20 protein-coding genes are annotated in these 20,449 nt (G+C 75.8%); 15 read left to right on the plus strand and 5 right to left on the minus strand.

Annotation, left to right across the window (positions count from 1 at the left end; genetic code table 11):
- Positions 1 to 240: 240 nt before the first annotated feature.
- From ACIRF8_RS14325 to ACIRF8_RS14370, 10 genes are all read left to right on the plus strand, one after another.
- Complete coding sequence (locus ACIRF8_RS14325; RefSeq protein WP_404214525.1) at positions 241 to 1,239, plus strand: NAD-dependent epimerase/dehydratase family protein; 999 nt, start codon at positions 241 to 243, stop codon at positions 1,237 to 1,239.
- An 83-nt stretch (positions 1,240 to 1,322) separates the two neighbouring features.
- Positions 1,323 to 2,984, plus strand: coding sequence for a carbamoyltransferase (locus tag ACIRF8_RS14330; RefSeq protein ID WP_404214527.1), 1,662 nt, complete (start codon positions 1,323 to 1,325; stop codon positions 2,982 to 2,984).
- Positions 2,984 to 4,090 (plus strand): glycosyltransferase family 2 protein, encoded by a 1,107-nt coding sequence (locus tag ACIRF8_RS14335; RefSeq protein ID WP_404214529.1) that lies wholly within the window; start codon positions 2,984 to 2,986, stop codon positions 4,088 to 4,090. Before ACIRF8_RS14330 ends, ACIRF8_RS14335 begins: the two co-directional genes overlap by 1 nt.
- Complete coding sequence (locus tag ACIRF8_RS14340) at positions 4,087 to 4,740, plus strand: D-glycero-alpha-D-manno-heptose-1,7-bisphosphate 7-phosphatase (protein WP_404214531.1); 654 nt, start codon at positions 4,087 to 4,089, stop codon at positions 4,738 to 4,740. The genes ACIRF8_RS14335 and ACIRF8_RS14340 overlap by 4 nt, the downstream gene beginning before the upstream one ends.
- Complete coding sequence (locus ACIRF8_RS14345) at positions 4,737 to 5,804, plus strand: glycosyltransferase family 9 protein (RefSeq protein WP_404214533.1); 1,068 nt, start codon at positions 4,737 to 4,739, stop codon at positions 5,802 to 5,804. Before ACIRF8_RS14340 ends, ACIRF8_RS14345 begins: the two co-directional genes overlap by 4 nt.
- Entirely contained in the window at positions 5,801 to 6,766 is a 966-nt protein-coding gene (locus ACIRF8_RS14350; RefSeq protein ID WP_404214535.1) for a glycosyltransferase, read from the plus strand. The genes ACIRF8_RS14345 and ACIRF8_RS14350 overlap by 4 nt, the downstream gene beginning before the upstream one ends.
- Complete coding sequence (locus ACIRF8_RS14355) at positions 6,763 to 8,043, plus strand: glycosyltransferase (protein ID WP_404214537.1); 1,281 nt, start codon at positions 6,763 to 6,765, stop codon at positions 8,041 to 8,043. The genes ACIRF8_RS14350 and ACIRF8_RS14355 overlap by 4 nt, the downstream gene beginning before the upstream one ends.
- A 112-nt stretch (positions 8,044 to 8,155) precedes the next feature.
- Positions 8,156 to 8,809 (plus strand): SIS domain-containing protein, encoded by a 654-nt coding sequence (locus ACIRF8_RS14360; RefSeq protein ID WP_404214539.1) that lies wholly within the window; start codon positions 8,156 to 8,158, stop codon positions 8,807 to 8,809.
- Positions 8,806 to 10,206: a D-glycero-beta-D-manno-heptose 1-phosphate adenylyltransferase gene (rfaE2, locus tag ACIRF8_RS14365; protein WP_404214541.1), complete on the plus strand. Its 1,401-nt coding sequence runs from the start codon at positions 8,806 to 8,808 to the stop codon at positions 10,204 to 10,206. The genes ACIRF8_RS14360 and rfaE2 overlap by 4 nt, the downstream gene beginning before the upstream one ends.
- Positions 10,203 to 11,249 carry a glycosyltransferase family 9 protein gene (locus tag ACIRF8_RS14370; RefSeq protein ID WP_404214543.1) on the plus strand — a complete coding sequence of 349 codons (1,047 nt, stop codon included), beginning with the start codon at positions 10,203 to 10,205 and terminating at the stop codon, positions 11,247 to 11,249. Before rfaE2 ends, ACIRF8_RS14370 begins: the two co-directional genes overlap by 4 nt.
- Positions 11,250 to 11,255: 6 nt before the next feature.
- On the opposite strand, the gene ACIRF8_RS14375 is transcribed toward ACIRF8_RS14370, so the two are convergent.
- Positions 11,256 to 12,518, minus strand: coding sequence for an MFS transporter (locus ACIRF8_RS14375; RefSeq protein WP_404215892.1), 1,263 nt, complete (start codon positions 12,516 to 12,518; stop codon positions 11,256 to 11,258).
- 569 nt (positions 12,519 to 13,087) lie between these two features.
- Here ACIRF8_RS14375 and ACIRF8_RS14380 point away from each other — a divergent pair.
- From ACIRF8_RS14380 to ACIRF8_RS14400, 5 genes are read left to right on the plus strand one after another with little or no spacing between them, the layout of a single operon-like run.
- The gene (locus tag ACIRF8_RS14380; RefSeq protein ID WP_404214545.1) at positions 13,088 to 13,834 is read left to right on the plus strand and encodes an SDR family oxidoreductase; all 747 of its coding nucleotides are present in this window, start codon (positions 13,088 to 13,090) and stop codon (positions 13,832 to 13,834) included.
- Positions 13,835 to 13,877: 43 nt separating this feature from the next.
- A complete protein-coding gene (locus ACIRF8_RS14385; protein ID WP_404214547.1) occupies positions 13,878 to 14,840 on the plus strand; it encodes an NAD-dependent epimerase/dehydratase family protein in 963 nt (320 codons plus the stop codon).
- Positions 14,837 to 15,844: a glycosyltransferase family 9 protein gene (locus tag ACIRF8_RS14390; protein ID WP_404214549.1), complete on the plus strand. Its 1,008-nt coding sequence runs from the start codon at positions 14,837 to 14,839 to the stop codon at positions 15,842 to 15,844. Before ACIRF8_RS14385 ends, ACIRF8_RS14390 begins: the two co-directional genes overlap by 4 nt.
- The gene (locus ACIRF8_RS14395) at positions 15,841 to 16,761 is read left to right on the plus strand and encodes a glycosyltransferase family 2 protein (RefSeq protein WP_404214550.1); all 921 of its coding nucleotides are present in this window, start codon (positions 15,841 to 15,843) and stop codon (positions 16,759 to 16,761) included. Before ACIRF8_RS14390 ends, ACIRF8_RS14395 begins: the two co-directional genes overlap by 4 nt.
- Positions 16,758 to 17,669 carry a glycosyltransferase family 2 protein gene (locus tag ACIRF8_RS14400; RefSeq protein ID WP_404214552.1) on the plus strand — a complete coding sequence of 304 codons (912 nt, stop codon included), beginning with the start codon at positions 16,758 to 16,760 and terminating at the stop codon, positions 17,667 to 17,669. Before ACIRF8_RS14395 ends, ACIRF8_RS14400 begins: the two co-directional genes overlap by 4 nt.
- Here the strand turns inward: ACIRF8_RS14400 and ACIRF8_RS14405 are convergent.
- The 4 genes from ACIRF8_RS14405 to ACIRF8_RS14420 form a co-directional block, all read right to left on the minus strand.
- Positions 17,657 to 18,403 carry a metallophosphoesterase gene (locus ACIRF8_RS14405; protein ID WP_404214554.1) on the minus strand — a complete coding sequence of 249 codons (747 nt, stop codon included), beginning with the start codon at positions 18,401 to 18,403 and terminating at the stop codon, positions 17,657 to 17,659. The two genes, ACIRF8_RS14400 and ACIRF8_RS14405, sit on opposite strands and share 13 nt — an antisense overlap.
- Positions 18,400 to 18,654: a BON domain-containing protein gene (locus ACIRF8_RS14410; RefSeq protein ID WP_404214556.1), complete on the minus strand. Its 255-nt coding sequence runs from the start codon at positions 18,652 to 18,654 to the stop codon at positions 18,400 to 18,402. Before ACIRF8_RS14410 ends, ACIRF8_RS14405 begins: the two co-directional genes overlap by 4 nt.
- Entirely contained in the window at positions 18,651 to 19,355 is a 705-nt protein-coding gene (locus tag ACIRF8_RS14415) for a nucleotidyltransferase family protein (protein ID WP_404214558.1), read from the minus strand. Before ACIRF8_RS14415 ends, ACIRF8_RS14410 begins: the two co-directional genes overlap by 4 nt.
- Before the next feature lie 196 nt (positions 19,356 to 19,551).
- Positions 19,552 to 20,361 carry an SDR family oxidoreductase gene (locus ACIRF8_RS14420; protein ID WP_404214560.1) on the minus strand — a complete coding sequence of 270 codons (810 nt, stop codon included), beginning with the start codon at positions 20,359 to 20,361 and terminating at the stop codon, positions 19,552 to 19,554.
- Positions 20,362 to 20,449 lie beyond the last annotated feature (88 nt).

Below are 20,449 nucleotides of genomic sequence, written 5' to 3' on the forward strand. Positions count from 1 at the left end.
GGCCTCCGAAATACTGAAGAGAAAGACGGACTGACCGGCCCGCTTCGGTCGCACCCCCAGTGGTGCGGTGAAGCGGGCCGTCCGTCTTCCCGTACGCCGTGCGGTTGCGCGGAAAAGCAGTGACGCGCGCGAAAAGGGTCACGCTCGGTGAGTCACCCGGTCGCAGTACGCCACCGAGCCGCTTCTGTCCGTGTGACAGAGGCTGAGCGAGCGACACGCCGGCGTACGGAGGAGATCTGCATGACCACGGAACAGTCACGGAACTGGGAGCACGCCGTCGTCACCGGCGGCGGCGGGTTCGTCGGCTCGCACCTGTGTACCGCCCTGCTGGCCGCGGGAACAGCGGTCACCTGCGTGGACGACTTCAGCACGGGACGCCCGGAGAACGTGGAGCCACTGCTCGACCGGCCCGGATTCACGCTGATACGGGCGAACGTGGCCGAGGGCCTCACCGTCGACCGCGACCCCGACCTGGTGCTGCACTTCGCGTCCCCGGCGTCCCCCGCCGACTATCTGCGCCTGCCCCTGCACACCCTGGAGACCGGCAGCCTGGGCACGCGCAACGCGCTGCGGCTCGCGCATCGCAGCGGCGCCCGCTTCCTGCTCGCGTCGACGTCCGAGGTCTACGGCGACCCGCAGCAGAATCCCCAGGACGAGCGGTACTGGGGGCACGTGAACCCGGTGGGACCCCGCAGCGTCTACGACGAGGCCAAACGCTTCGGCGAGGCCTTCACCACGGCGCACGCCGAGGCCGAGGGCACCGACACCGGCATCGTGCGGCTGTTCAACACCTACGGTCCCCGGATGCGCGGCCACGACGGGCGGGCGGTGCCCACCTTCATCCGGCAGGCGCTGGCGGGGGAGCCGCTGACCGTCACCGGCGACGGCCGCCAGACCCGCTCGCTGTGCTACGTCGACGACACCGTGCGCGGCATCCTCGCGGCGGCCGCCCACGGCATGCGCGGCCCCGTCAACATCGGCAACCCCTCCGAGCTGACCATGCTCGAACTGGCGCGGTTGGTCATCGACCTCACCGGTTCGTCCTCGGAGATCCGCTTCATCGACCGGCCCACGGACGACCCGGCGGTCCGCTGCCCCGACATCACCCTGGCCGGCGACAAACTCGGCTGGGAGCCGAAGGTCGGCGCGGAGGAGGGTCTGCGGCGCACGATCGACTGGTTCCGCACCACGGAGAGCCGCGCCGGGACCCGTACGGAAGACCGCACGGCAGCTCACTGACCGGCGGCGGCGAGAGCCCCAGGCCCGCCCCCACCCCGAACCCACGACGTGCCCCGTCCTGCCTAGGGAGCCCCGGATACCTCATGCGCATCCTCGGAATCAACGCACTGTTCCACGACCCCGCCGCCGCCCTCGTCATCGACGGCCGGACCGTCGCCGCCGCGGAGGAGGAGCGGTTCTCCCGGCGCAAGCACGGCAAGCGCCCCCTGCCGTTCTCCGCCTGGGAACTGCCCGAGAAGGCCGCCGCCTGGTGCCTGAGCCGGGCCGGGCTGCGGCCCGAGGACCTGGACGCCGTCGCGTACTCCTACGATCCCGAGCTCGCGCGGCCCGCCGAGTCCATGGGCCTGGACGACCCCTGGGACCACCTCCGCCAGACGTACGCGCGCGAGGCCCCGAACTTCCTCAAGGCGGCGCTGCCGGGACTCGACCCCGGCATCGTCCGCTTCGTACCGCACCACATGGCGCACGCCGCCTCCAGCGCCTTCGCCGCGCCCGACGCGGAGGACTCCTCCGTGCTCGTCCTCGACGGCAGGGGCGAGCGCGCCTCCCACCTCGCCGCGCGCCGCGTCCGCGACAAGCTGGAACCGCTGTACGCGCAGGACCTGCCGCACTCCCTCGGCCTGGTCTACGAGGAGCTGACCGACCACCTCGGGTTCCTGCGCTCCTCCGACGAGTTCAAGGTGATGGCGCTCGCCTCCCACGGCACCCCGCGCATGCTGTCCGAGCTGCGCCGCCACGTGTACCCGACGGGCGACGGAGGGTTCCGGGCCAGCGCGGTGCCGTGGCACGAACTGTGCCCGCCCCGCGGCGCGGACGAGCCGTGGACCCAGGACCACGCGGACGTGGCCGCCAGCGCCCAGGCCGTCCTGGAGGAGACCCTGCTCGACCTGGCGCGGTGGCTGCACGGCAAGACCCACCACAATGTCCTCACGCTCGCCGGTGGCGTCGCCCTGAACTGCGTGGCCAACTCCCGCATCGCCCGCGAGGGCCCCTTCTCGAAGGTGTGGGTGCAGCCCGCCGCGGGCGACGCCGGTACGGCCCTCGGCGGCGCGCTGCTCCTGACCGCGGGAGAGGGCATCAAGACGGAGCCCATGACCGGCGCCGACCTGGGCCGCGACTGGTCGGACGCGGAACTCGGCGCCTGGCTGAAGACCGCGGCCGTCTCCTTCGAGCGGCCGCCGGACATCGCCGAAACGGTGGCGCGGGCCCTCGCGGACAACCGGATCGTCGCCTGGTTCCAGGGCCGGTCCGAGTACGGCCCCCGGGCCCTCGGACACCGCTCGCTCATGGCCCACCCCGGCCACGCGGGCAACCTGGAGCGGCTCAACGACGTCAAGGGCCGCGAACAGTTCAGGCCCGTCGCGCCGATGGTGCTCGCCGACCGTGCCCCCGAGATCTTCGACGGGCCGATGCCCAGCCCGTACATGCTCTTCGTGCACGACGTGGCGGAGTCCTGGCGGGACCGCATCCCGGCCGTCGTGCACGTCGACGGCACGGCCCGCATCCAGACCGTGGACCAGGAACGCGAGCCGCTCGTGGCCCGGATGCTGGAGCGGTTCGAGCAGCTCACCGGGTTGCCGGTGGTCGTCAACACCAGCCTGAACACGGCCGGCCGGCCCATGGTCGACGACCCGCGCGACGCCCTGGAGTGCTTCGGTTCCTCGCCGGTCGACCTGCTGGCCATCGGCCCGTACGCGATCCGGCGCCAGAACCTCTTCCAAGGCGCCGGGACGGAGGGCGCCTGATGACCGAGCACAGCCGCGCTCATGGTCCGGACACCGACTCCGGCGCCGGTGGCGAGGGCACGTACGCCGTGGTGATCCCCACCCTCGGGCGGCCCAGTCTGCACGCCACCCTGCGCGCCCTCGCCGAGGCGGCCGGACCGAAACCGGACCGGATGGTCCTCGTCGACGACCGCGGGAGCGGGCGGGACACGGCCCCGCTCACGGTCCCCGAACCGCTGCGCGCCCTGACCACCGTGGTGAGCGGCGGTGGGCGCGGACCCGCCGCCGCGCGCAACACGGGATGGCGGGCGGCCGGGCCCGTCCCGTGGATCGTCTTCCTCGACGACGACGTGGTGCCCGGGCCCACCTGGTGCGACGATCTGGCGCTCGACCTGGCGGCGGCGACCTCCCGCGAAGGGGCGGTCACGGCCCGCATCGACGTGCCGCTCCCCGCCGACCGGCGCCCCACCGACTGGGAGCGCAACACGGCGGGACTCGCCACCGCCCGGTGGATCACCGCCGACATGGCGTACCGCCGGACGGTGCTGGAGGAGGTCGGCGGCTTCGACGAGCGGTTCCGGCGCGCCTTCAGGGAGGACGCGGACCTCGCGCTGCGGGTGATCGACGCCGGCTGGACGGTGGCCGAGGGAACCCGCGCCACGACGCATCCGGTCCGCCCCGCGAGCCGCTGGATCTCGGTCCGCCTCCAGGCGGGCAACGCGGACGACGTGCTCATGACGCGGCTGCACGGCCCCGACTGGTGGCGCCGGGCCGCCGCGCCGCGCGGGCGGCTGCCGCGCCATCTGGCCCTGACGGGAGCGGCCACGGCGGCCCTGCTGTGCGCGGCGGCGCGCAGGCCCGCCGCCGCCACGGCCTGCGCCGCCGTATGGCTGGCGGGCACCGCCGAGTTCGCGCTCGCCAGGATCCTGCCGGGCCCCCGGAACCGCGACGAAGTGACGGCGATGGCCCTGACCAGCGTGCTCATCCCGCCCGCGGCCACCTGGCACTGGCTACGAGGCCGCCTCCTGCACCGCGACGTGACACCGTCCGCCCCGAACGAGCCGGGGCCCCGCCCCGAGCCGGTGGCGACACCCCGGCCGGTGCCCGAGGAACGGGTGCGCCGATGACGCGACGTCCCAGCACGGAAGGGCCCTGGCTGTCCGACGGGGACGGCCCGGGCGGCATGCGCCGGGTGGCCGCCGGGCTGCCCGCCGCCGTCCTCTTCGACCGGGACGGGACGCTCGTCGAGGACGTCCCCTACAACGGCGACCCGGAGCGGGTGCGGCTCATGCCCACCGCGCGCGGCGCCGTCGAGGCCGTCCGGGCGGCCGGCATCCCGGTCGGCGTCGTCAGCAACCAGTCCGGGGTCGCGCGCGGGCTGCTGACCCGCGCGCAGGTCGACGCGGTGCGGCGGCGCGTCGACGCGCTCCTCGGCCCGTTCGACGTCTGGGCGGTCTGCCCACACGGCCCGGACGAGGGATGCGGCTGCCGCAAACCGGAGCCGGGCCTGGTGCTCGCCGCGTGCGAGCGGCTCGGCGTCCCGGCCGGGCGCGCCGTCGTCATCGGCGACATCGGCGCCGACGTGGCGGCGGCCCGCGCCGCCGGAGCCCGCGGCGTACTGGTCCCCACCCCCGTCACCCGCGCCGAGGAGATCGAGGCCGCCGACACCGTCGCCCCCGACCTGCTCGCCGCGGTCCGGCTCGCTCTGACCCTGCCGGGCCGGGGCGCCGCCATGGCCTCCTCCGGGGCCCCGGCAGCGGGGGAGGAGCGGCGATGACCGCAACGACCGGAACCCGGCACCTTCCGCGCACGCTCGTCGTGCGGCTGGACAGCGCGGGCGACGTGCTGCTCGCGGGGCCCGCCGTGCGCGCCGTCGCCGCCGGATCCTCGTACACCGCCCTGCTGTGCGGACCGCAGGGCGCCGACGCGGGGCGGCTGCTGCCCGGCGTCGACGACGTCCTGGTCCACGACGCCCCCTGGGTGGGGCTGGAACCGGCGCCGGTCTCGCGCGCGGCGACCCGGCAGGTCGTCGACGCGGTCGCGGCGGGCCGCTTCGACCGGGCGCTCGTCCTCGTCTCCTACCACCAGAGCCCGCTGCCCGCCGCCCTCCTCCTGAAGCTGGCCGGGGTCGGCTGGACCGCGGCCGACAGCGAGGACTACCCCGGCGCCCTCCTCGACCTGCGCCACCACCGACGGCCCCACCGCCACGAGGCGACGGCCGCCCTCGACCTCGCCCACGCCGCCGGATACGCGCTGCCCGCAGGCGACGACGGCGCCCTGCGCGTGCGCACACCCCCCGACACCACCGCGCTCACCGGCCCCGGACCGTACGTGGTGCTGCACCCGGGCGCCGCCGTCCCCGCCCGCGCCTGGAGCCCCGACCGGGCCGCCCGCGCCGCGGCGGCGCTCGCCGCCGAAGGCCACCGGGTCGTGGTCACCGGCGGGCCCAGGGAGCGGGAGCTGACCGCGAGGGTCGCCGGGCGCCACGCCCTCGACCTCGGCGGCGCCACCGATCTGCGCCACCTCGCGGGCGTCCTCGCCGGGGCGCGGGTGGCGGTGGTCGGCAACACCGGGCCCGGTCACCTCGCCGCCGCCGTCGGCACCCCCGTCGCCTGCCTCTTCGCGCCGGTGGTGCCCGCCGAGCGCTGGGGCCCCTACGGCGTCCGGCACGTCCTGCTCGGCGACCAGCGCGCGCCGTGCGCGGACAGCCGCGCGCGGCACTGCCCCCTGCCGGGCCACCCCTGCCTCGACGGGGTCGGTGACACCGAGGTGCTGGAGGCCGTGGCGGTGCTCGCCGACGGCACCCCCAGCCGGACAACGGAACGAGGAGCGACCGTATGAACATCCTGTTGTGGCACGTACACGGCTCCTGGACGACCGCGTTCGTCCAAGGTCCGCACACCTACCTCGTTCCCGTCACACCGGGCCGCGACCCGGACGGCCTCGGACGGGCCCGCACGTTCTCCTGGCCCGCGTCGGTCCGCGAGGTCACGCCCGAGGAGCTGCGGGACGCCGAGGTCGACCTCGTCCTCCTCCAGCGGCCGCACGAGCTGGAGCTCGCCGAACGCTGGCTCGGCGGCCGGCGCCCCGGACGGGACGTGCCCGCCGTGTACCTGGAGCACAACGCGCCCGACGGCGACGTGCCCGACACCCGGCACCCCTGCGCCGACCGCGACGACCTGACGCTGGTGCACGTCACCCACTTCAACCGGCTCTTCTGGGACTGCGGCTCGACCCGTACCGAGGTGATCGAGCACGGCATCGTCGACCCCGGGCACCAGTACACCGGGCGGATCGCCCGCGCCGCGGTCGTCGTCAACGAACCGGTGCGGCGCGGCCGTCACACCGGAACCGACCTGCTGCCCGCCCTCAGCGAGGCAGCCCCCCTCGACGTCTTCGGCATGCGCACCGAAGGGCTCGCCGCGCACCTGAACCTGTCCGAGGAGCGGTGCCGCACCGCCGACCTGCCGCAGAGCGAGCTGCACGCGGCCCTCGCCGAGCGCCGCCTCTACCTGCATCCGGTGCGCTGGACCTCGCTCGGCCTCTCCCTCCTCGAAGCCATGCACCTGGGCATGCCGGTCGTGGCGCTCGCCACCACGGAGGCGGTGGAGGCGATCCCGCCCGGCACGGGCACCCTGTCGACCCGCCCCGAGGTGCTGGCCGAGGCCGCCCGCCGCTACCTGGAGGAACCGGAGGCGGCGGCCGAGGACGGCGCCCGCGCCCGGCAGGCGGCTCTCGACCGGTACGGACTCAAGCGCTTCCTCGGTGACTGGGAGCGCGTGATGACGGAGGCGTGCTCATGACCCCCTCCCTCGGCCCCCTCGGCTCCGGCACGTTCGGCGCGGCGCCCACCGCGGGAGCGCTGTCCATCGCGCTCGTCTCGGAGCACGCGAGTCCGCTCGCCGCGCTCGGCGGCGTCGACGCGGGCGGCCAGAACGTGCACGTCGCCAGCCTCGCCGGTGCCCTCGCCGACCGCGGTCACCGGGTCACCGTCTACACCCGCCGCGACGCCCGCGACCTCCCCGAGGAGACGGCGCTGCGCGAGGGCGTACGGGTCCATCACGTGCCCGCGGGACCGCCCGAGCAGATACCCAAGGACGAACTGCTGCCGTACATGGACGAGTTCGGCCGCCACCTGACCCGCGTCTGGCGCGGCAGGCCGCCCGACGTGGTGCACTCGCACTTCTGGATGTCGGGCCTCGCCTCCTTGCAGGCCGCCCGCAGGCTCGGGCTTCCGCTGCTGCACACGTACCACGCGCTCGGCACGGTGAAGCGACGCCACCAGCAGCTCGCCGACCCCAGCCCGCCCCGGCGGATCGCCCTGGAGACGGAGGTGGGGCTCGGCTGCGACCGGGTCATCGCCACCTGCCGGGACGAGGTCGCCGAACTGGGCCGGATGGGCATTCCCGCCGCCAAGGTCGGCATCGTGCCGTGCGGCGTCGACACCGAGCTGTTCACACCGCGCGGACCGGTCGCCGAGCGCGGCGGCCAACGCCACCAGATGCTCCAACTGGGCCGGCTCGTGCCGCGCAAGGGCGCGGCGGTGTCCGTCGCGGCGCTCGCCCAGCTCCCCGAGACGGAACTCGTCGTGGTCGGCGGGCCCCCGGCCGACCGGCTCGCACACGATCCGGAGGTGCGCCGCCTGCGCGCACTCGCCCGCCGGGCGGGCGTCGCCGACCGGGTCCGCTTCACGGGCGGCGTGCCGAGCGCCGAGGTGCCGCCGCTGCTGCGCGCGGCCGACGTGGTGGTGTGTCCCGCGGACTACGAGCCGTTCGGCATCGTGCCGCTGGAGGCCATGGCGTGCGGCAGGCCGGTCGTCGCCAGCGCGGTCGGCGGACAGCTCGACACGGTCGCCGACCCCGCGACCGGCCGGCTGGTCCCGCCCCGCGACCCCGAGGCGCTCGCCCGCGCCGTCGCCGAACTCCTCGCCGACCCGGCGATGCGGGAGGCGAGCGGGGAGGCGGGCCGCCGCAGGACCCTGCGGCGCTTCGGCTGGGACCGCGTCGCCGCCGCCACCGAGGAGGCGTACTGCGCGGTCCTCGACGCCCTGCCCGTCGCGACCGGGGTCGGAGCGGTGTGAGGCACGCACCGGGACCCCCGGGGGCGGCCCGCCCCCAGCATCCGACCTCATCGACCCCCGAAGGAGGTGCGGGCCCGTCGACGTCCTCAGCGGCGCGGCATGCCCGATCGACATGAACGAATCCCCCGCACTCGACGCCGCCCACACGCACTGCCGGTCACTGGAGCGGGCCCTCGGCCGGCTGCGCAGGGAGAACCTGGGCCGGATCGCGGAGTGGGGCGGCCGGCTCGCCGCCGCGCTGCCCGCGGGCAGCCGTCTCCTCGCCGCGGGCAACGGCGGCAGCGCCGCGCAGGCGCAGCACCTGACCGCCGAACTGGTGGGCCGCTACCGCCACGAGCGCCCGGCGTACTCGGCGATCTCCCTGCACGCGGAGACGTCCAGCATGACCGCGATCGGCAACGACTACGGCTTCGATCACGTGTTCGCGCGCCAGGTCTCCGCGCACGGCAGGCCGGGCGACGTGCTGCTCCTGCTGTCCACCTCCGGGCGCAGCGCCAACCTGATCACCGCGGCGGTGGCGGGCCGGACCGCCGGGCTGCGCGTCTGGGCGCTCACCGGACCGGGCCCCAACCCGCTCGGCGAGGCCGCCGACGAGGCCCTGTACATCGACGGCGACACCACGGCCACCGTGCAGGAGGCGCACCTCGTCGCCGTCCATCTGCTGTGCGAGGCCTTCGACGCGGCCGTCGCCGAACCGCGGCCCGTCGCGGCGACCGTCGGCCGGACCGCGCCCCGAGCGGTCCCCGTCCCCGGGACCCTGTCGTGACCGGCCCGAAGCCGCTCGTCGTCGTCGGGGACGTCCTGCTCGACGAGGACATCGAGGGCGTCGCCACCCGCCTCTCCCCGGACGCCCCCGCCCCTGTCGTCGACGTCACCGACGACCGCCGCCACCCCGGCGGCGCGGGCCTCGCCGCCGCCCTCGCGGCCCGCGGCGGACGCGAGGTCGTTCTGGTCACCGCGCTCGGCGACGACACCGCGAGCGAAGCCGTGCGCCGGGCGCTGAAGGGCCGCGTCCGGCTCGTGGAGCTGCCGTTGAACGGCACCCTGCCGGTGAAGACCCGCGTCCTCGCGGCGGGCCGGCCGCTGGTGCGCATCGACCGCGGCGGCGGCACCCCCGGCGAGCCCGACGCCGCGGTGCGCGACGCCCTCGCCGAGGCCCACGCCGTGCTCGTCGCCGACTACGGCCGCGGCACGGCGAGCGCCGTACGCGCGCACCTGGCCGCGGTCACCCCGCGCACCCCGCTGGTCTGGGACCCGCACCCCAAGGGCGACGAGCCCGTGCCCGGCGCGCGGCTCGTCACCCCCAACGCGGCGGAGAGCCGCGCCCTGTGCCCCGGGGGCGACGAGACGCTGGGCGCCTACGCCGCGCGCGGCACCGAACTGGCCGACCGCTGGCAGGCGGCCGGTGTCGCCGTCACCCTCGGCGAGCGCGGCGTCCTGCTGACCCGGCCGGGCGCCGGTACGCCGATGCTCGTGCCGTCGCCCTACCGCGCCACCGGCGACCCCTGCGGCGCCGGGGACTGCTTCGCCGCCACGACGGCCGCGGCCCTCGCGGACGGCGCGCTCCCGGAGGAGGCGCTCCAGCGGGCCGTCGCCGAGGCCGCCGCGTTCGTGTCGGCGGGCGGCGCGGGCAACCCGGACCTGTGGCGGACGGCGCCCGCGCCCCGCGCCGACGAGGCACCCGTCACCGACGCGTTCGCCCTCGCCGAGCGGGTGCGGGCGCGCGGCGGCACGGTGGTCGCCACCGGCGGCTGCTTCGACCTCCTGCACGCGGGCCACGTCGGGCTCCTGGAGAGCGCCCGGCGCATCGGCGACTGCCTGATCGTGTGCCTCAACTCCGACGCGTCACTGGCCCGCCGCAAGGGCCCCGGGCGGCCCCTCAACAAGGAGGCGGACCGCGTCCGTGTCCTGGAGGCGCTCGGCAGCGTCGACGCCGTCGCCGTGTTCGAGGAGGACACACCGCAGAAGCTGCTCGCCCGACTGCGGCCGGACGTGTGGGTGAAGGGCGGCGACTACTCGGTCCAGGACCTGCCCGAGGCGCGGACCCTGCGGGCGTGGGGCGGGCAGGCGGTCGTCCTGCCGTACCTCGACGGCCGCTCCACCACCCTGCTGGCCCGCCGTGCCGCGGCCGCCGCCCTCCCCCCGCGGCCGTCCGCGCCGTGAGGCGCCACCCGCAGGCCGCGACCGGCGGCGACGGCAGGCCGCAGGACCGCCCCCGCGTCCTGGTGCTGCGGGCGCTGGGGCTCGGGGACCTGCTGACCGTCGTACCGGCGCTGCGTGCCCTGCGCCGCCGGTGGCCCGGTCACGAGATCGTGCTCGCGGCCCCCGGTCGGCTGGCCGCGCCCGCCGCGGCGACCGGCCTCGTGGACAGGCTGCTGCCCACGTCGGCCACCGGCCGCGAGGTCCCCGCCGAGCTGTCCTGGACGGGGCCGCCGCCCGACCTCGCCGTGGACCTGCACGGCAACGGGCCGCCCAGCCACCTGCTGCTGCAACGGCTGCGCCCCGGGCGCCTGTTCGCGTACGCCCATCCCGGTACGCCCGACATCGAGGGGCCGGTGTGGCGGGACGACGAGCACGAGCGGGAACGGTGGTGCCGTCTGCTGTCCTGGTACGGCGTCGATGCGGACCCCGAGGCCCTGGACGTCCCGCCGCCCGCGACGCCCTCCCCGGCGCCCGGCGCGGTGGTCGTGCACCCCGGCGCCGACGCCGCCGCCCGCCGTTGGCCGCCGGAGCGGTTCGCGGCCGTGGCCAGGGCGCTGCGGACGCGCGGGCACGACGTCGTGGTGACGGCGGGGGCGGGGGAGGAGGAGATCGCGCGGGCCGTGGCGGCGCGGGCGGGGCTGCCGGGGTCCGCCGTGGTCGGCGGCGCGGCGGACGTGCCCTTCGACCGGCTGGCGGCCCTCGTGGCGGGGGCCCGGTGCGTGATCGTCGGCGACACCGGGCTCGCCCATCTCGCGACGGCGCTCGGCACCCCATCGGTCGTCCTGTTCGGCCCGGTCGCGCCCCGCCTGTGGGGCCCGCCGCCCGACCCGCGCCACCGCGTCCTGTGGCACCCCGACCCCGACGACCCGCCCCGCCCGGGCGACGCCCACGGCGACCGGCCGGACGAACGCCTCCTGCGCGTCACGCCCACGGAGGTCATCGACGCCGTACGCGAACTGCCCGAGCGGGAGCCGCTGCGCGGCGCGGCGGCGACGCGCGGGTGAAGGCTCTCAGGCGGCCGTGCCCAGCGCGGGCTGCGCCGCGGCGTCGTGTCCCTCCGTGCGCAGGACGACCGGCGCGGTGACCCGGCGCCTGCGCAGCAGGTGGCCCGCCCCGATCGAGGCGGCGACGATCAGGCCACCGGAGACCAGGGCGCCGCGGGCGCCGGCCCACTCCATGAGGAGGCCGAGCGCGGGCGGTCCCGCCAGGCCCCAGGCCGTGCTGACGCTTCCCCAGACGCCGAGGACGCGGCCCCGCAGATGCGCGGGCGGGTCGGTCTGGAGGACGGTCGTGCCCGCGGTGTCCGAGACGGTCTCCACGACGGCCATCGGCAGTACCAGGACGAGCAGGACGGCGAACGACGGGGAGAGACCCGCCACCGCCTGGAGCAGTCCGCCCGCGGCGGCGAGCGTGCCCACGAGCCGCACCGACGGCCGGCGCAGCCGTGCGCCGAGCACCGCGCCGAGGATGCCGCCGACGGCGAGGACGGTGGAGACCGTGCCGAACGAACCGGCGCCCCCGGCGAGCGGGCCTGTGACGAGCACGGCCAGGGTCAGGCTGTAGTTGCGGCCGAAGATCGCGCTGATGCCGGTGACGCCCGCGAGCGCCACGAGGCGGGGCCGCCGCAGGAAGAAGACCAGGCCCTGGCGCACGGTCATGTCCTGGCCGACCGGTTCCGTCGCGGAGGGGGCGGGCCGCATCGCGGCGGCGGCCCCGCGCACCGCCCCGTACGCGGGACGCAGGAAGGGGATGACCGAGGCGACGAAGAGGAAGGACACCCCGTTGGCGGCGTACGCGGCGGCCGTGCCGAGGAAGCCGACGGTGATCCCGCCGAGCGCGGCACCGGCGAGGCGGCCCGCGCTGTGCACGAGGGAGCCCACGCCGATCGCCGAGGGCACGTCCTCCGGCGGTACGAGGTCGTTGCCGAGCAGGGCGCACGCGGGCCCGTCGACCGTGGCAACGACGCCGGTGACGGCGGCGAGCACCATGAGGACGGTCAGGTCGAGCCGCCCGGTCGCCACGAGGGCGGCCGTCGTGAAGGCGATCGCGCCCAGCAGGGACTGGCTGACCGCGGCGGTGAGCTTGCGGGGCAGCCGGTCCACGGCGGCGCCGCCCGCCAGGCTCATGAGCAGCGCGGGCGCCGCCTGCACGGACATGGACAGGCCGGTCGCGGCGGCGGACCCGGTGATCTGCAGGACCAGCAGGTTCTGCACGGTCAGTTGCATCCACGTACCGGCGTTGGACACGAAGTTGGCCACCGACCACCAGCGCATGCTGCGGTACTTCAGGGAGCGCCAGGGTGACCGGGGCGCGGAGACGCGGGGCGGCGCGGAAGGGGCGCGCGAGAACAGGGAGAAGGACACAGGAGTACTCGGGAGACGAGTCCGCGAGGACTCAGGTGGAGGAATCGGCGGAGAATCAGGACACGGGCCGCACTGCCGCGGTCGCTCCACCGGATCTGTCAGGTGCGCCGCGCGGCCGGGAGGCGTCTCGCAGGGCACGCCATGGCGTGGCGGCAGACGTTCCGGAGTACGGCGACGACCATGGTGGCAGACCCGTTCACCGGGCCCTGCGAGCGCTTCCGCGCAACGGGCCCTGCCCTGCCCCAACTCGCTTGCCGCACAAGGCTTTCGCCGCTCCTGGTGTGCTTGCTCACACGCCCCCGCACCGGCCCTTCGGGCGCGGCTCCGCCGTGCCGCGCCGTGACCGGCGCCACAGCCTCGGAACGTCCCGCGCGGGCCCGGCCCGACATGCCGCGCGCGGCGTTCCGCGTCACAGTGGGAAGCGAAGCGGTCGCGGACGGTGCACCGCGGGCGGACGGCGCGAGGAAGGGCACACAGGCATGGGCGAGGGAGCGCGGGTCGACCTCCACGGCAAGCAGGCGCTGGTCACCGGCGCGGCGCGGGGTCTCGGTGCCTCGATCGCCAGGCGGCTGTCCGGGGCGGGGGCGGCCGTCCTCGTCGCCGACGTCCGCGAGGACCTGGCCCGGCACCTGTGCGACGAGCTGAACGCCGGGGGCGGCGACGCCCGGTTCGTGGCAATGGACGTACGCGACCCCGCCGCGGTCGCCGCGGTCTTCCGAGACCTGGAGGAGACGGCGCGACCGGTCGACATCCTGGTCAACAACGCGGCCGTGGACGTCTCCAAGCCGATCGAGCACCTGAGCGCCGACGAGGTGACCCGGGTGATCACGACCAATCTGCTCGGGCCCATGTACCTGTGCCTGGAGACCTACCGGCGCATGATCGCCCGCGGCGGCGGCCACATCGTGAACATCCTGTCCACCGCGGCGAACCGCACCTGGACCGAGGCGGGACCGTACGCGGCGGGCAAGTCGGGCCTGCGCGCCTTCACCCACACGCTGTTCCAGGAGGCGCAGCGCGACTGCGTCGGCATCGGGGTGACCGGCGTCATCGCGGGCGGGATGGAGACCCCGTTCATCATGGAGCGCTTCCCGGACGCCGACGTGAGCATGTTGCAGAGCCCCGACATCGTCGCCGACACCGTGCTGTACGCGCTGTCGGTCCCGGCGGGCAGCGTCGTGCCCGAGCTGGTCGTCGTCCCGCGCCGGGAACCGTCCTGGCCCTGAGCGTGCGACCTCCACTCTCACCGGCGGCAGGAAGGTTGTGTCCATGACGACGCCGATGTTCTCCATGGCCCCGGTCGCCCCGCCCCCGTGGGGACGGGCCCTGGTGACGGCCGGCACCGGATTCCTCGGCTCGCATCTGTGCGAGCGGCTGCTCGACGCGGGCGTCGAGGTCGACTGCGTGGACGACCCGTCGACCGGCTCGCCCCGCGACATCGCGCACCTGGTGGACAGCCCCGGATTCCGGTTCCTGGAGCGCGACCTCGCGGGACCCGGTCGCGCCGACACCCTTCCCGGGCGCTACGACCTCGTCCTGCACCTCACGTGCCAGGGTGCCGCCGTCTCCCCGCACCGCGCCCCGCACGGACTCGACACCGCCGCCGCGGGCACCCGCACCGCCCTGGCCGTCGCCGAGCGGGACGGCGCGCGCTTCCTGCTCGCCTCCGCCTGCCACCTGTACGGGGACCCGCTCCACACCGACCCCGGAAACCTCCCGGAAGCCGTCGAGCCCGGCCGTCTCCCCGAGATGCTGACCGCCGCCCACGCGGCCGCCGAGGAGGCCGACGCGGGCATCGTGCGCGTCTTCCCCGCCTACGGCCCGCGGATGGGCCCGACCGACGGCGCCGGGCTGATCCCCGCCCTCGTCCGGCAGGCCCTGGACGGGGGGCCGGTGACCGTCCCCGGGGACGGCAGCGCGACCCCCTCGCTGTGCTACGTCGACGACACGGTCGACGGCATCCTCCGGGTCGCCGCCAGCCGCTCCGTACGGCCCGTCGACATCGGCGGCGACCCCGGGGCGACCGTCGAGCGGATAGCCCGCCACGTGATCGAACTGACCGGCTCCCACGCACGCCTGGAGTTCACCGGGACAGGTGCAGAGGACCCCGGGCCCCGGCCCGAGACCGGCTTCGCCCACGAGCTGTACGGCTGGACGCCCAAGGTCTCCTGGGAGCACGGGCTCAAGCGCACCATCGCCTCTTTCCTCGACCGGAGGGAGAACGCTTCGTGAAGGCGCTCGTCGTGTGCCTGGACGGCATGACCGGGGTGGTCCTCGCCGGTCCCGCGGTCCGCGCGGTCGCCGCGGGGGCCGACCACGTGACGCTGATGTGCGGCCCGCGCGGCGAGGCCGCCGCCGCCCTGCTGCCCGGCGTCGACGACATCCTCGTATGGGACGCGCCGTGGGAGGGGAGCCGCCCGCCGACGGTGGACGACGCGGACATCGACGGCCTCCTGCGTCGCCTGCGCGACGCCGCGTACGACGTCGCGCTCGTCCTGCCCACCTCTCCGCCGGGCCCGCTGCCCGTCGCGCTCCTGCTGCGCATGGCCCACGTGCCGCGCATCGCGGCCGAAGGCATCGACCACCCCGGCACCCTCGTCGACGTGAGCCACCCGCGGCTGCCGGACCGGCACGACGTCGAGGCGGGGCTCGACCTGGCCGCCGCCCTCGGGTTCGGGCCGCGGACCGGGGACGACGGCCGGCCGCGCGTCCTGTCCGCCCCCGACACCACCGGCCTCACCGGCAACGGCCCCTACGTGGTGCTGCACCCGGGCGCGGGCGCGCCGGCCCGCTGCTGGGGAGCCGCCCGCGCCACCGAGACGGTCGCCCTGCTCGCCGACGCCGGCCACCGCGTCGTCGTCACCGGCGGGCCCGGCGAGAGCGCCCTGTGCCGCGAGGTCAGCGGTGACACGGCCGTCGATCTCGGCGGGCGCACCGACCTGCGGACGCTGGCCGGGGTGCTGCGCGCCGCCGATGTCGTCGTCGCGGGCAACACCGGCCCCGCCCACCTCGCCGCCGCGACGGGCACCCCGGTCGTCTCCCCGTACGCGCCGGTCGTGGCGGCGGCGCGCCGGGGACCCTACGGCGTGCCCGCCGTCCTCCTCGGCGACCAGGCCAGCCCCTGCGCGGACACCCGCGCCCACCACTGCCCGGTCCCCGGCCATCCCTGCCTCGGCGAGGTGACGGCCCAGGACGTGCTGCGCGCGGTGCAGAAACTCCTCAAGGAGGGCGCGTGAGCGGGGCCGCCCCGCGCACCACGGTCGCGGTGATCACCCGCAACCGGTGCGCGAGCCTGCTGCGCACGCTGGACGAACTGGCGGCGCTGCCCGAACGCCCGCCCGTCGTCGTCGTGGACAACGGTTCCACCGACGCCACGGTCGAGGCGGCCCGCGCCCACCACGGCGGCGCCCGCGTGGTCGCGGCCGGGCGCAACACCGGCGCCCTCGGCCGCAACCTGGCCGTGCGGCACGCCACGACGCCGTACGTGGCCTTCAGCGACGACGACTCCTGGTGGGCGCCGGGCGCCCTGGACACGGCCGCCGACCTCTTCGACGCGCATCCCCGCCTCGGTCTGCTGGCCGCCCGGACCCTGGTCGGCCCCGACGCGGCCGAGGACCCCCTGAACCGGGTGCTCGGCGACTCGCCGCTGCCGCCCGCCGCCGACCTGCCGGGACGCCCCGTCCTCGGGTTCCTCGCGTGCGCGGCGGTCGCCAGGCGCCGGGCCTTCCTCGACGCGGGCGGCTACCACCGAGTGCTGTTCTTCGGCGCCGAGGAGACCCTCCTCGCCTACGACCTCGCGGCCCGCGGCTGGGGCGTCACCTACGAGCCCTCGGTGACGGCCCACCACCACCCCGACACCGGCACCCGGCCGGGCCGCACCACGACGCAGCAGCGCAACGCCGTGCTCACCGCATGGCTCCGCCGCCCCCTGACCGTGGCCCTGCGCGGCACCGGGCGGCTCGCCGCCGCAGCCGTGCGCGGCGAACGGGACGCCGCCCTCGCCCTGAGCGGCGTGCTGACCCGGCTCCCCGCCGCGCTGCGGAGCCGCGCGCCCCTGCCCGCCCGGGTCGAGCACGCGGCCCGCTTGCTCGACCGGCCCCCGACGACCCCGGCGTCCGACCCCGCACCCGACCCACAGGACCAGTACCGATGACCGACCAGCAGGGACCCGACCCCCGTACGACCGTCGTCGTGATCACCAGGGACCGGCGCCCCGAGCTGCTGCGCACCCTGCGCACGCTGCGGGAACTGCCTGAGCGGCCCCCGGTGATCGTGACCGACAACGGCTCCCGCGACGGCACCCCGGAGGCGGTCGCCCGGCTCTTCCCCGAGGTCGAACTCCTGCTCCCCGGGCGGAATCTGGGCGCCGTCGGACGCAATCTCGCCGTCCGCCGGGTCCGCACGCCCTACGTGGCGTTCTGCGACGACGACACCTGGTGGGACCCGGGCTCGCTGCGGCACGCCGCGGACCTGCTCGACGCGCACCCGGACCTGGCGGCGGTCACGGCCCGGATCGTCGTCGAACCGTCGGGCGAGGAGGACCCGGTGGTCGCGGAGTTGCGCGACTCACCGCTCGCGGGGCCCGACTGGCTGCCGGGGCCCGCGCTCGGCTCGTTCCTCGCCGCCGCCACGGTGATCCGCGCCGCCGACTTCCGGGCCGTCGGCGGCTTCCATCCGGGGCTGTGGCTCGGCGGCGAGGAGGAGCTGCTGGCCACCGACCTGCTGACGCGGGGTCACTGGCTCTGCTACGTACCGGAGTTGACGATCCATCACGCGGCATCGGCGGCCCGCGACAGCACCGAGCGCCGCGTCCTCGGCGTGCGCAACACCCTGTGGTTCACGTGGCTGCGCCGCCCCTGGCGCTCCGCCCTGCGCCGCACGGGTCACCTGTTGCGCACCGTGCCCCGCGACAGGGCGTCGGCGCGGGCCGTCGCCGAGGCCGTCGCGGGGCTCCCCTGGGTGCTGCGGCAGCGGCGGCCCGTCCCGGCCGACATCGAGGCCCGGATCGTCGCCCTGGAGGAGGCGCGCCGCCACTCCACCGCCCGCCGTTACGTCGGCTGACCCGCGCGCTCGCGGGCCTGGAGGTGGTAGACGTTGAACGCCTTGCGGATGACGGGCTGCGCGACGTTCCGGACCGGTACGCCGCCGCTGGTCATGCCGTGTTCGGTGCCCGCGTGGGCGTGGCCGTGCACCGCCAGGTCCGCGCCGGCCGTGTCGATCGCCTCCGCCAGCAGATAGCTGCCGAGGAACGGGTAGATCTCCAGCGGCTCACCCGCCAGGGTGTCCGGCACCGGTGCGAAGTGCGTCAGGGCCACGCGGGTGTCGCAGCCGTCCTCGGCCAGTTCCCGCAGGGAGGTGCCCAGGCCCTCGGCGCAGCGCCGGGTGTAGCGGATGAACTCCTTCATGAGGTGTTCGCCGAACTCGCTGCCGCTGCGGCCGACGAAGCCGCCTCCGAACCCCTTCGTGCCCGCGATGCCCACGCGCGCCCCGTCGATCTCGACGACGGTGCCCTGTCCTTCGAGCACCCGCACGCCCGCCTCGCGCAGGATGGCGGTGACCTCGTCGGGCTTCTCGTCGTGGTGGTCGTGGTTGCCGAGGACGGCGACGACCGGCACCGGCAGGTCGGCCACCTCCTCGGCGACCACCCGTGCCTCCTGCGGAGTGCCGTGGCGGGTGAGGTCCCCGGCGAGGAGGAGCAGGTCGGCACAGTCGGGCAGCGTCTCGAAGGCGGGCCTCAGCACGCCCTGACTGTCGGCGCCCATGTGGATGTCCCCCACGGCTGCGACGCGGATCATGCCACTTCCTCCGGGTGGTCGGGGGCCGCCGATTCGGCCACCACGATGTCGAAGTGGACGGTCACGCCGTCCAGTTCCTCGTGCGTGATGCGCACCAGCTCCTCGCGGCAGTGGGCCGAGGGCACGGTCCCGACGACCGTCACGGACGAGCCTCGGGGCTCCACGCGGATGCCCAGTTCGCCGACTTCCTCCGCGGCGAGCCGCTCCTTCAGGTGGGCGATGCGGTACTCCACGTTGGCGGGGTCGTTCATCGGTCTCCTCCTCGCGGTGCTCCGTGGTCCTGCGGTGCGATGACTCCCAGGCGCTCCAGCAGGAAGAGGAAGGCCGCCGGCATCGGCCCGTCCCCGCACTCGCGGCGCAGCGCCTGCCAGTCGACCTTCTCGCGGAGCTGCCGGGCGATGGGCAGGACGGCGCCGAAGTCGCAGTGGTGCTCCGAGAAGGCGGCGAGCAGCGAGCGCATCAGGTCGGTCGGTGCGAGGACCGGCATGCGCACCGAGTCGACCGGCAGCGGCGTGGCCCGGGCGAGGAGGTCGTCGGTGACCGGCTGGTGGGCGAGCTGGAAGATGAGGTCGATGTCCTGGCCGAGGCACTTGGCCTTCAGCAGCCAGTCCTCGGGCGGCGCGTACACCGTCAGGCCCGCCTCCGCGAGGGTCGCGGCGACCGCTTCGGCGTCCTCCGGCTTGATGCAGAAGTCGGCGTCGTGCTGGAGGTTGCCGGTGCCGCCGTGCGCGTAGACGGCGACGCTGCCCGCGAGGGCGAAGGCGTGACCGTTGCGCTTGAGGACGGAACCGACCTGCTTGGCCGCCTCCAGGATGGCCTGGTTGAGGTCGGGCGGAAGGGCCTCGGCCGGGATGTCGTGCCGCGGGTGCGTCCCGGCGGGACCGGCGGCGGGACGCAGCTTCGTCACCGGCTCGGGTCGGTCTTCCGTGGCGTTCTCTGCGTTCCGCGTCACCTGTCGCTCCGTTTCCGGACACCGGTCGCCGCACCGGGCGTGCGGGCCGGACGTCTTCGACGATCCTTTGCTCCAGGCAGCTCCGGTACCCGGTCCGCCGGCTTCGACACGGGCCGGTGTCCGTACGTGAATTTCCCTTATACCGCAGGCGCGGACGCGCCACCTCTTCGCGCGTGTGCCCGGTGCGCCCGGAGCGTCAGGGGCGCCGCCACTCGTCGCTGCCCAGGTGGGATCCGGCCTGCGGGCCCATCCGCAGCATGCCGCCGTCGGCGACGTAGGAGGCGCCGGTGACGTACGAGGCGTCGGGGCTCGCGAGGAACGCGATGACGGCGGCGATCTCCCGGGCGTCACCGGGCCGCCCCAGCGGGATGCCCGGGCGGCGCTCGTCGTGGACGTCCGTGTCCTCCTGCCCGGTCATGGGGGTGGCGATCTCGCCCGGCGCGACGGAGTTGACGGTGATGCCGTGCTCCGCCAGCTCCAGGGCCATCACCTGGGTCAGCAGTCCGAGGCCGCCCTTGGCGGCGCAGTACGGGGCGGCGCCCACCCGGGGCTGGTGCTCGTGCACCGAGGTCACGTTGACGATGCGACCGCCCCCGCCCTGCCCGATCATGCGGCGCGCGGCGTGCTGGCCGCACAGGAACGGGCCGACGAGGTCGACGTCGAGCACGCGGGTGACGTCCTCGTGCTTCAGGTCGAGGAAGGGCGTCGAGGTCCCCGTACCGGCGTTGTTGACGAGGACGTCGATCCTGCCGAGTTCCCCGGCGAGGTCGTCGACGACGGACGCGGCATCGGGCAGCCGGGTCAGGTCCATCCGGGCGACGGCCGCGCGGCGGCCGTGGCCGCGCACCTCTCGCGCCGTCCGCTCGGCGCCTTCGCGGTCGCTGTGCCAGGTGATGCCGATGTCGAGGCCTGCCTCGGCGAGCCGGACGGCCGTGGCGCGGCCGATGCCGGAGTCCGCGCCGGTGACGACGGCCACTCGGTTGGTGGAAGGGGTGGGGACGGTCATGGAGCCTCCTCGCGCGTCGATGGTTCCGGCCCGGGTCCGGGCCGTCCGGGCCCCCGATACCCGCGGGTCTCCCCGGCAGCCCACCTCA

Origin of the sequence: Streptomyces sp. NPDC102406 (genome assembly GCF_044765725.1) — a bacterium.
Taxonomy (GTDB): domain Bacteria; phylum Actinomycetota; class Actinomycetes; order Streptomycetales; family Streptomycetaceae; genus Streptomyces.

What these genes read in the sequence shown, in the direction of transcription:
- ACIRF8_RS14410 (WP_404214556.1), bottom strand. Translation starts at nt 18,654, where the DNA reads ATGAACGACCCCGCCAACGTGGAGTACCGCATCGCCCACCTGAAGGAG.
- ACIRF8_RS14345 (WP_404214533.1), top strand. Translation starts at nt 4,737, where the DNA reads ATGACCGCAACGACCGGAACCCGGCACCTTCCGCGCACGCTCGTCGTG.
- ACIRF8_RS14375 (WP_404215892.1), bottom strand. Translation starts at nt 12,518, where the DNA reads ATGCGCTGGTGGTCGGTGGCCAACTTCGTGTCCAACGCCGGTACGTGG.
- ACIRF8_RS14340 (WP_404214531.1), top strand. Translation starts at nt 4,087, where the DNA reads ATGACGCGACGTCCCAGCACGGAAGGGCCCTGGCTGTCCGACGGGGAC.
- ACIRF8_RS14405 (WP_404214554.1), bottom strand. Translation starts at nt 18,403, where the DNA reads ATGATCCGCGTCGCAGCCGTGGGGGACATCCACATGGGCGCCGACAGT.
- ACIRF8_RS14335 (WP_404214529.1), top strand. Translation starts at nt 2,984, where the DNA reads ATGACCGAGCACAGCCGCGCTCATGGTCCGGACACCGACTCCGGCGCC.
- ACIRF8_RS14360 (WP_404214539.1), top strand. Translation starts at nt 8,156, where the DNA reads ATGAACGAATCCCCCGCACTCGACGCCGCCCACACGCACTGCCGGTCA.
- ACIRF8_RS14325 (WP_404214525.1), top strand. Translation starts at nt 241, where the DNA reads ATGACCACGGAACAGTCACGGAACTGGGAGCACGCCGTCGTCACCGGC.
- ACIRF8_RS14355 (WP_404214537.1), top strand. Translation starts at nt 6,763, where the DNA reads ATGACCCCCTCCCTCGGCCCCCTCGGCTCCGGCACGTTCGGCGCGGCG.
- ACIRF8_RS14380 (WP_404214545.1), top strand. Translation starts at nt 13,088, where the DNA reads ATGGGCGAGGGAGCGCGGGTCGACCTCCACGGCAAGCAGGCGCTGGTC.
- ACIRF8_RS14400 (WP_404214552.1), top strand. Translation starts at nt 16,758, where the DNA reads ATGACCGACCAGCAGGGACCCGACCCCCGTACGACCGTCGTCGTGATC.
- ACIRF8_RS14350 (WP_404214535.1), top strand. Translation starts at nt 5,801, where the DNA reads ATGAACATCCTGTTGTGGCACGTACACGGCTCCTGGACGACCGCGTTC.
- ACIRF8_RS14330 (WP_404214527.1), top strand. Translation starts at nt 1,323, where the DNA reads ATGCGCATCCTCGGAATCAACGCACTGTTCCACGACCCCGCCGCCGCC.
- ACIRF8_RS14385 (WP_404214547.1), top strand. Translation starts at nt 13,878, where the DNA reads ATGACGACGCCGATGTTCTCCATGGCCCCGGTCGCCCCGCCCCCGTGG.
- ACIRF8_RS14420 (WP_404214560.1), bottom strand. Translation starts at nt 20,361, where the DNA reads ATGACCGTCCCCACCCCTTCCACCAACCGAGTGGCCGTCGTCACCGGC.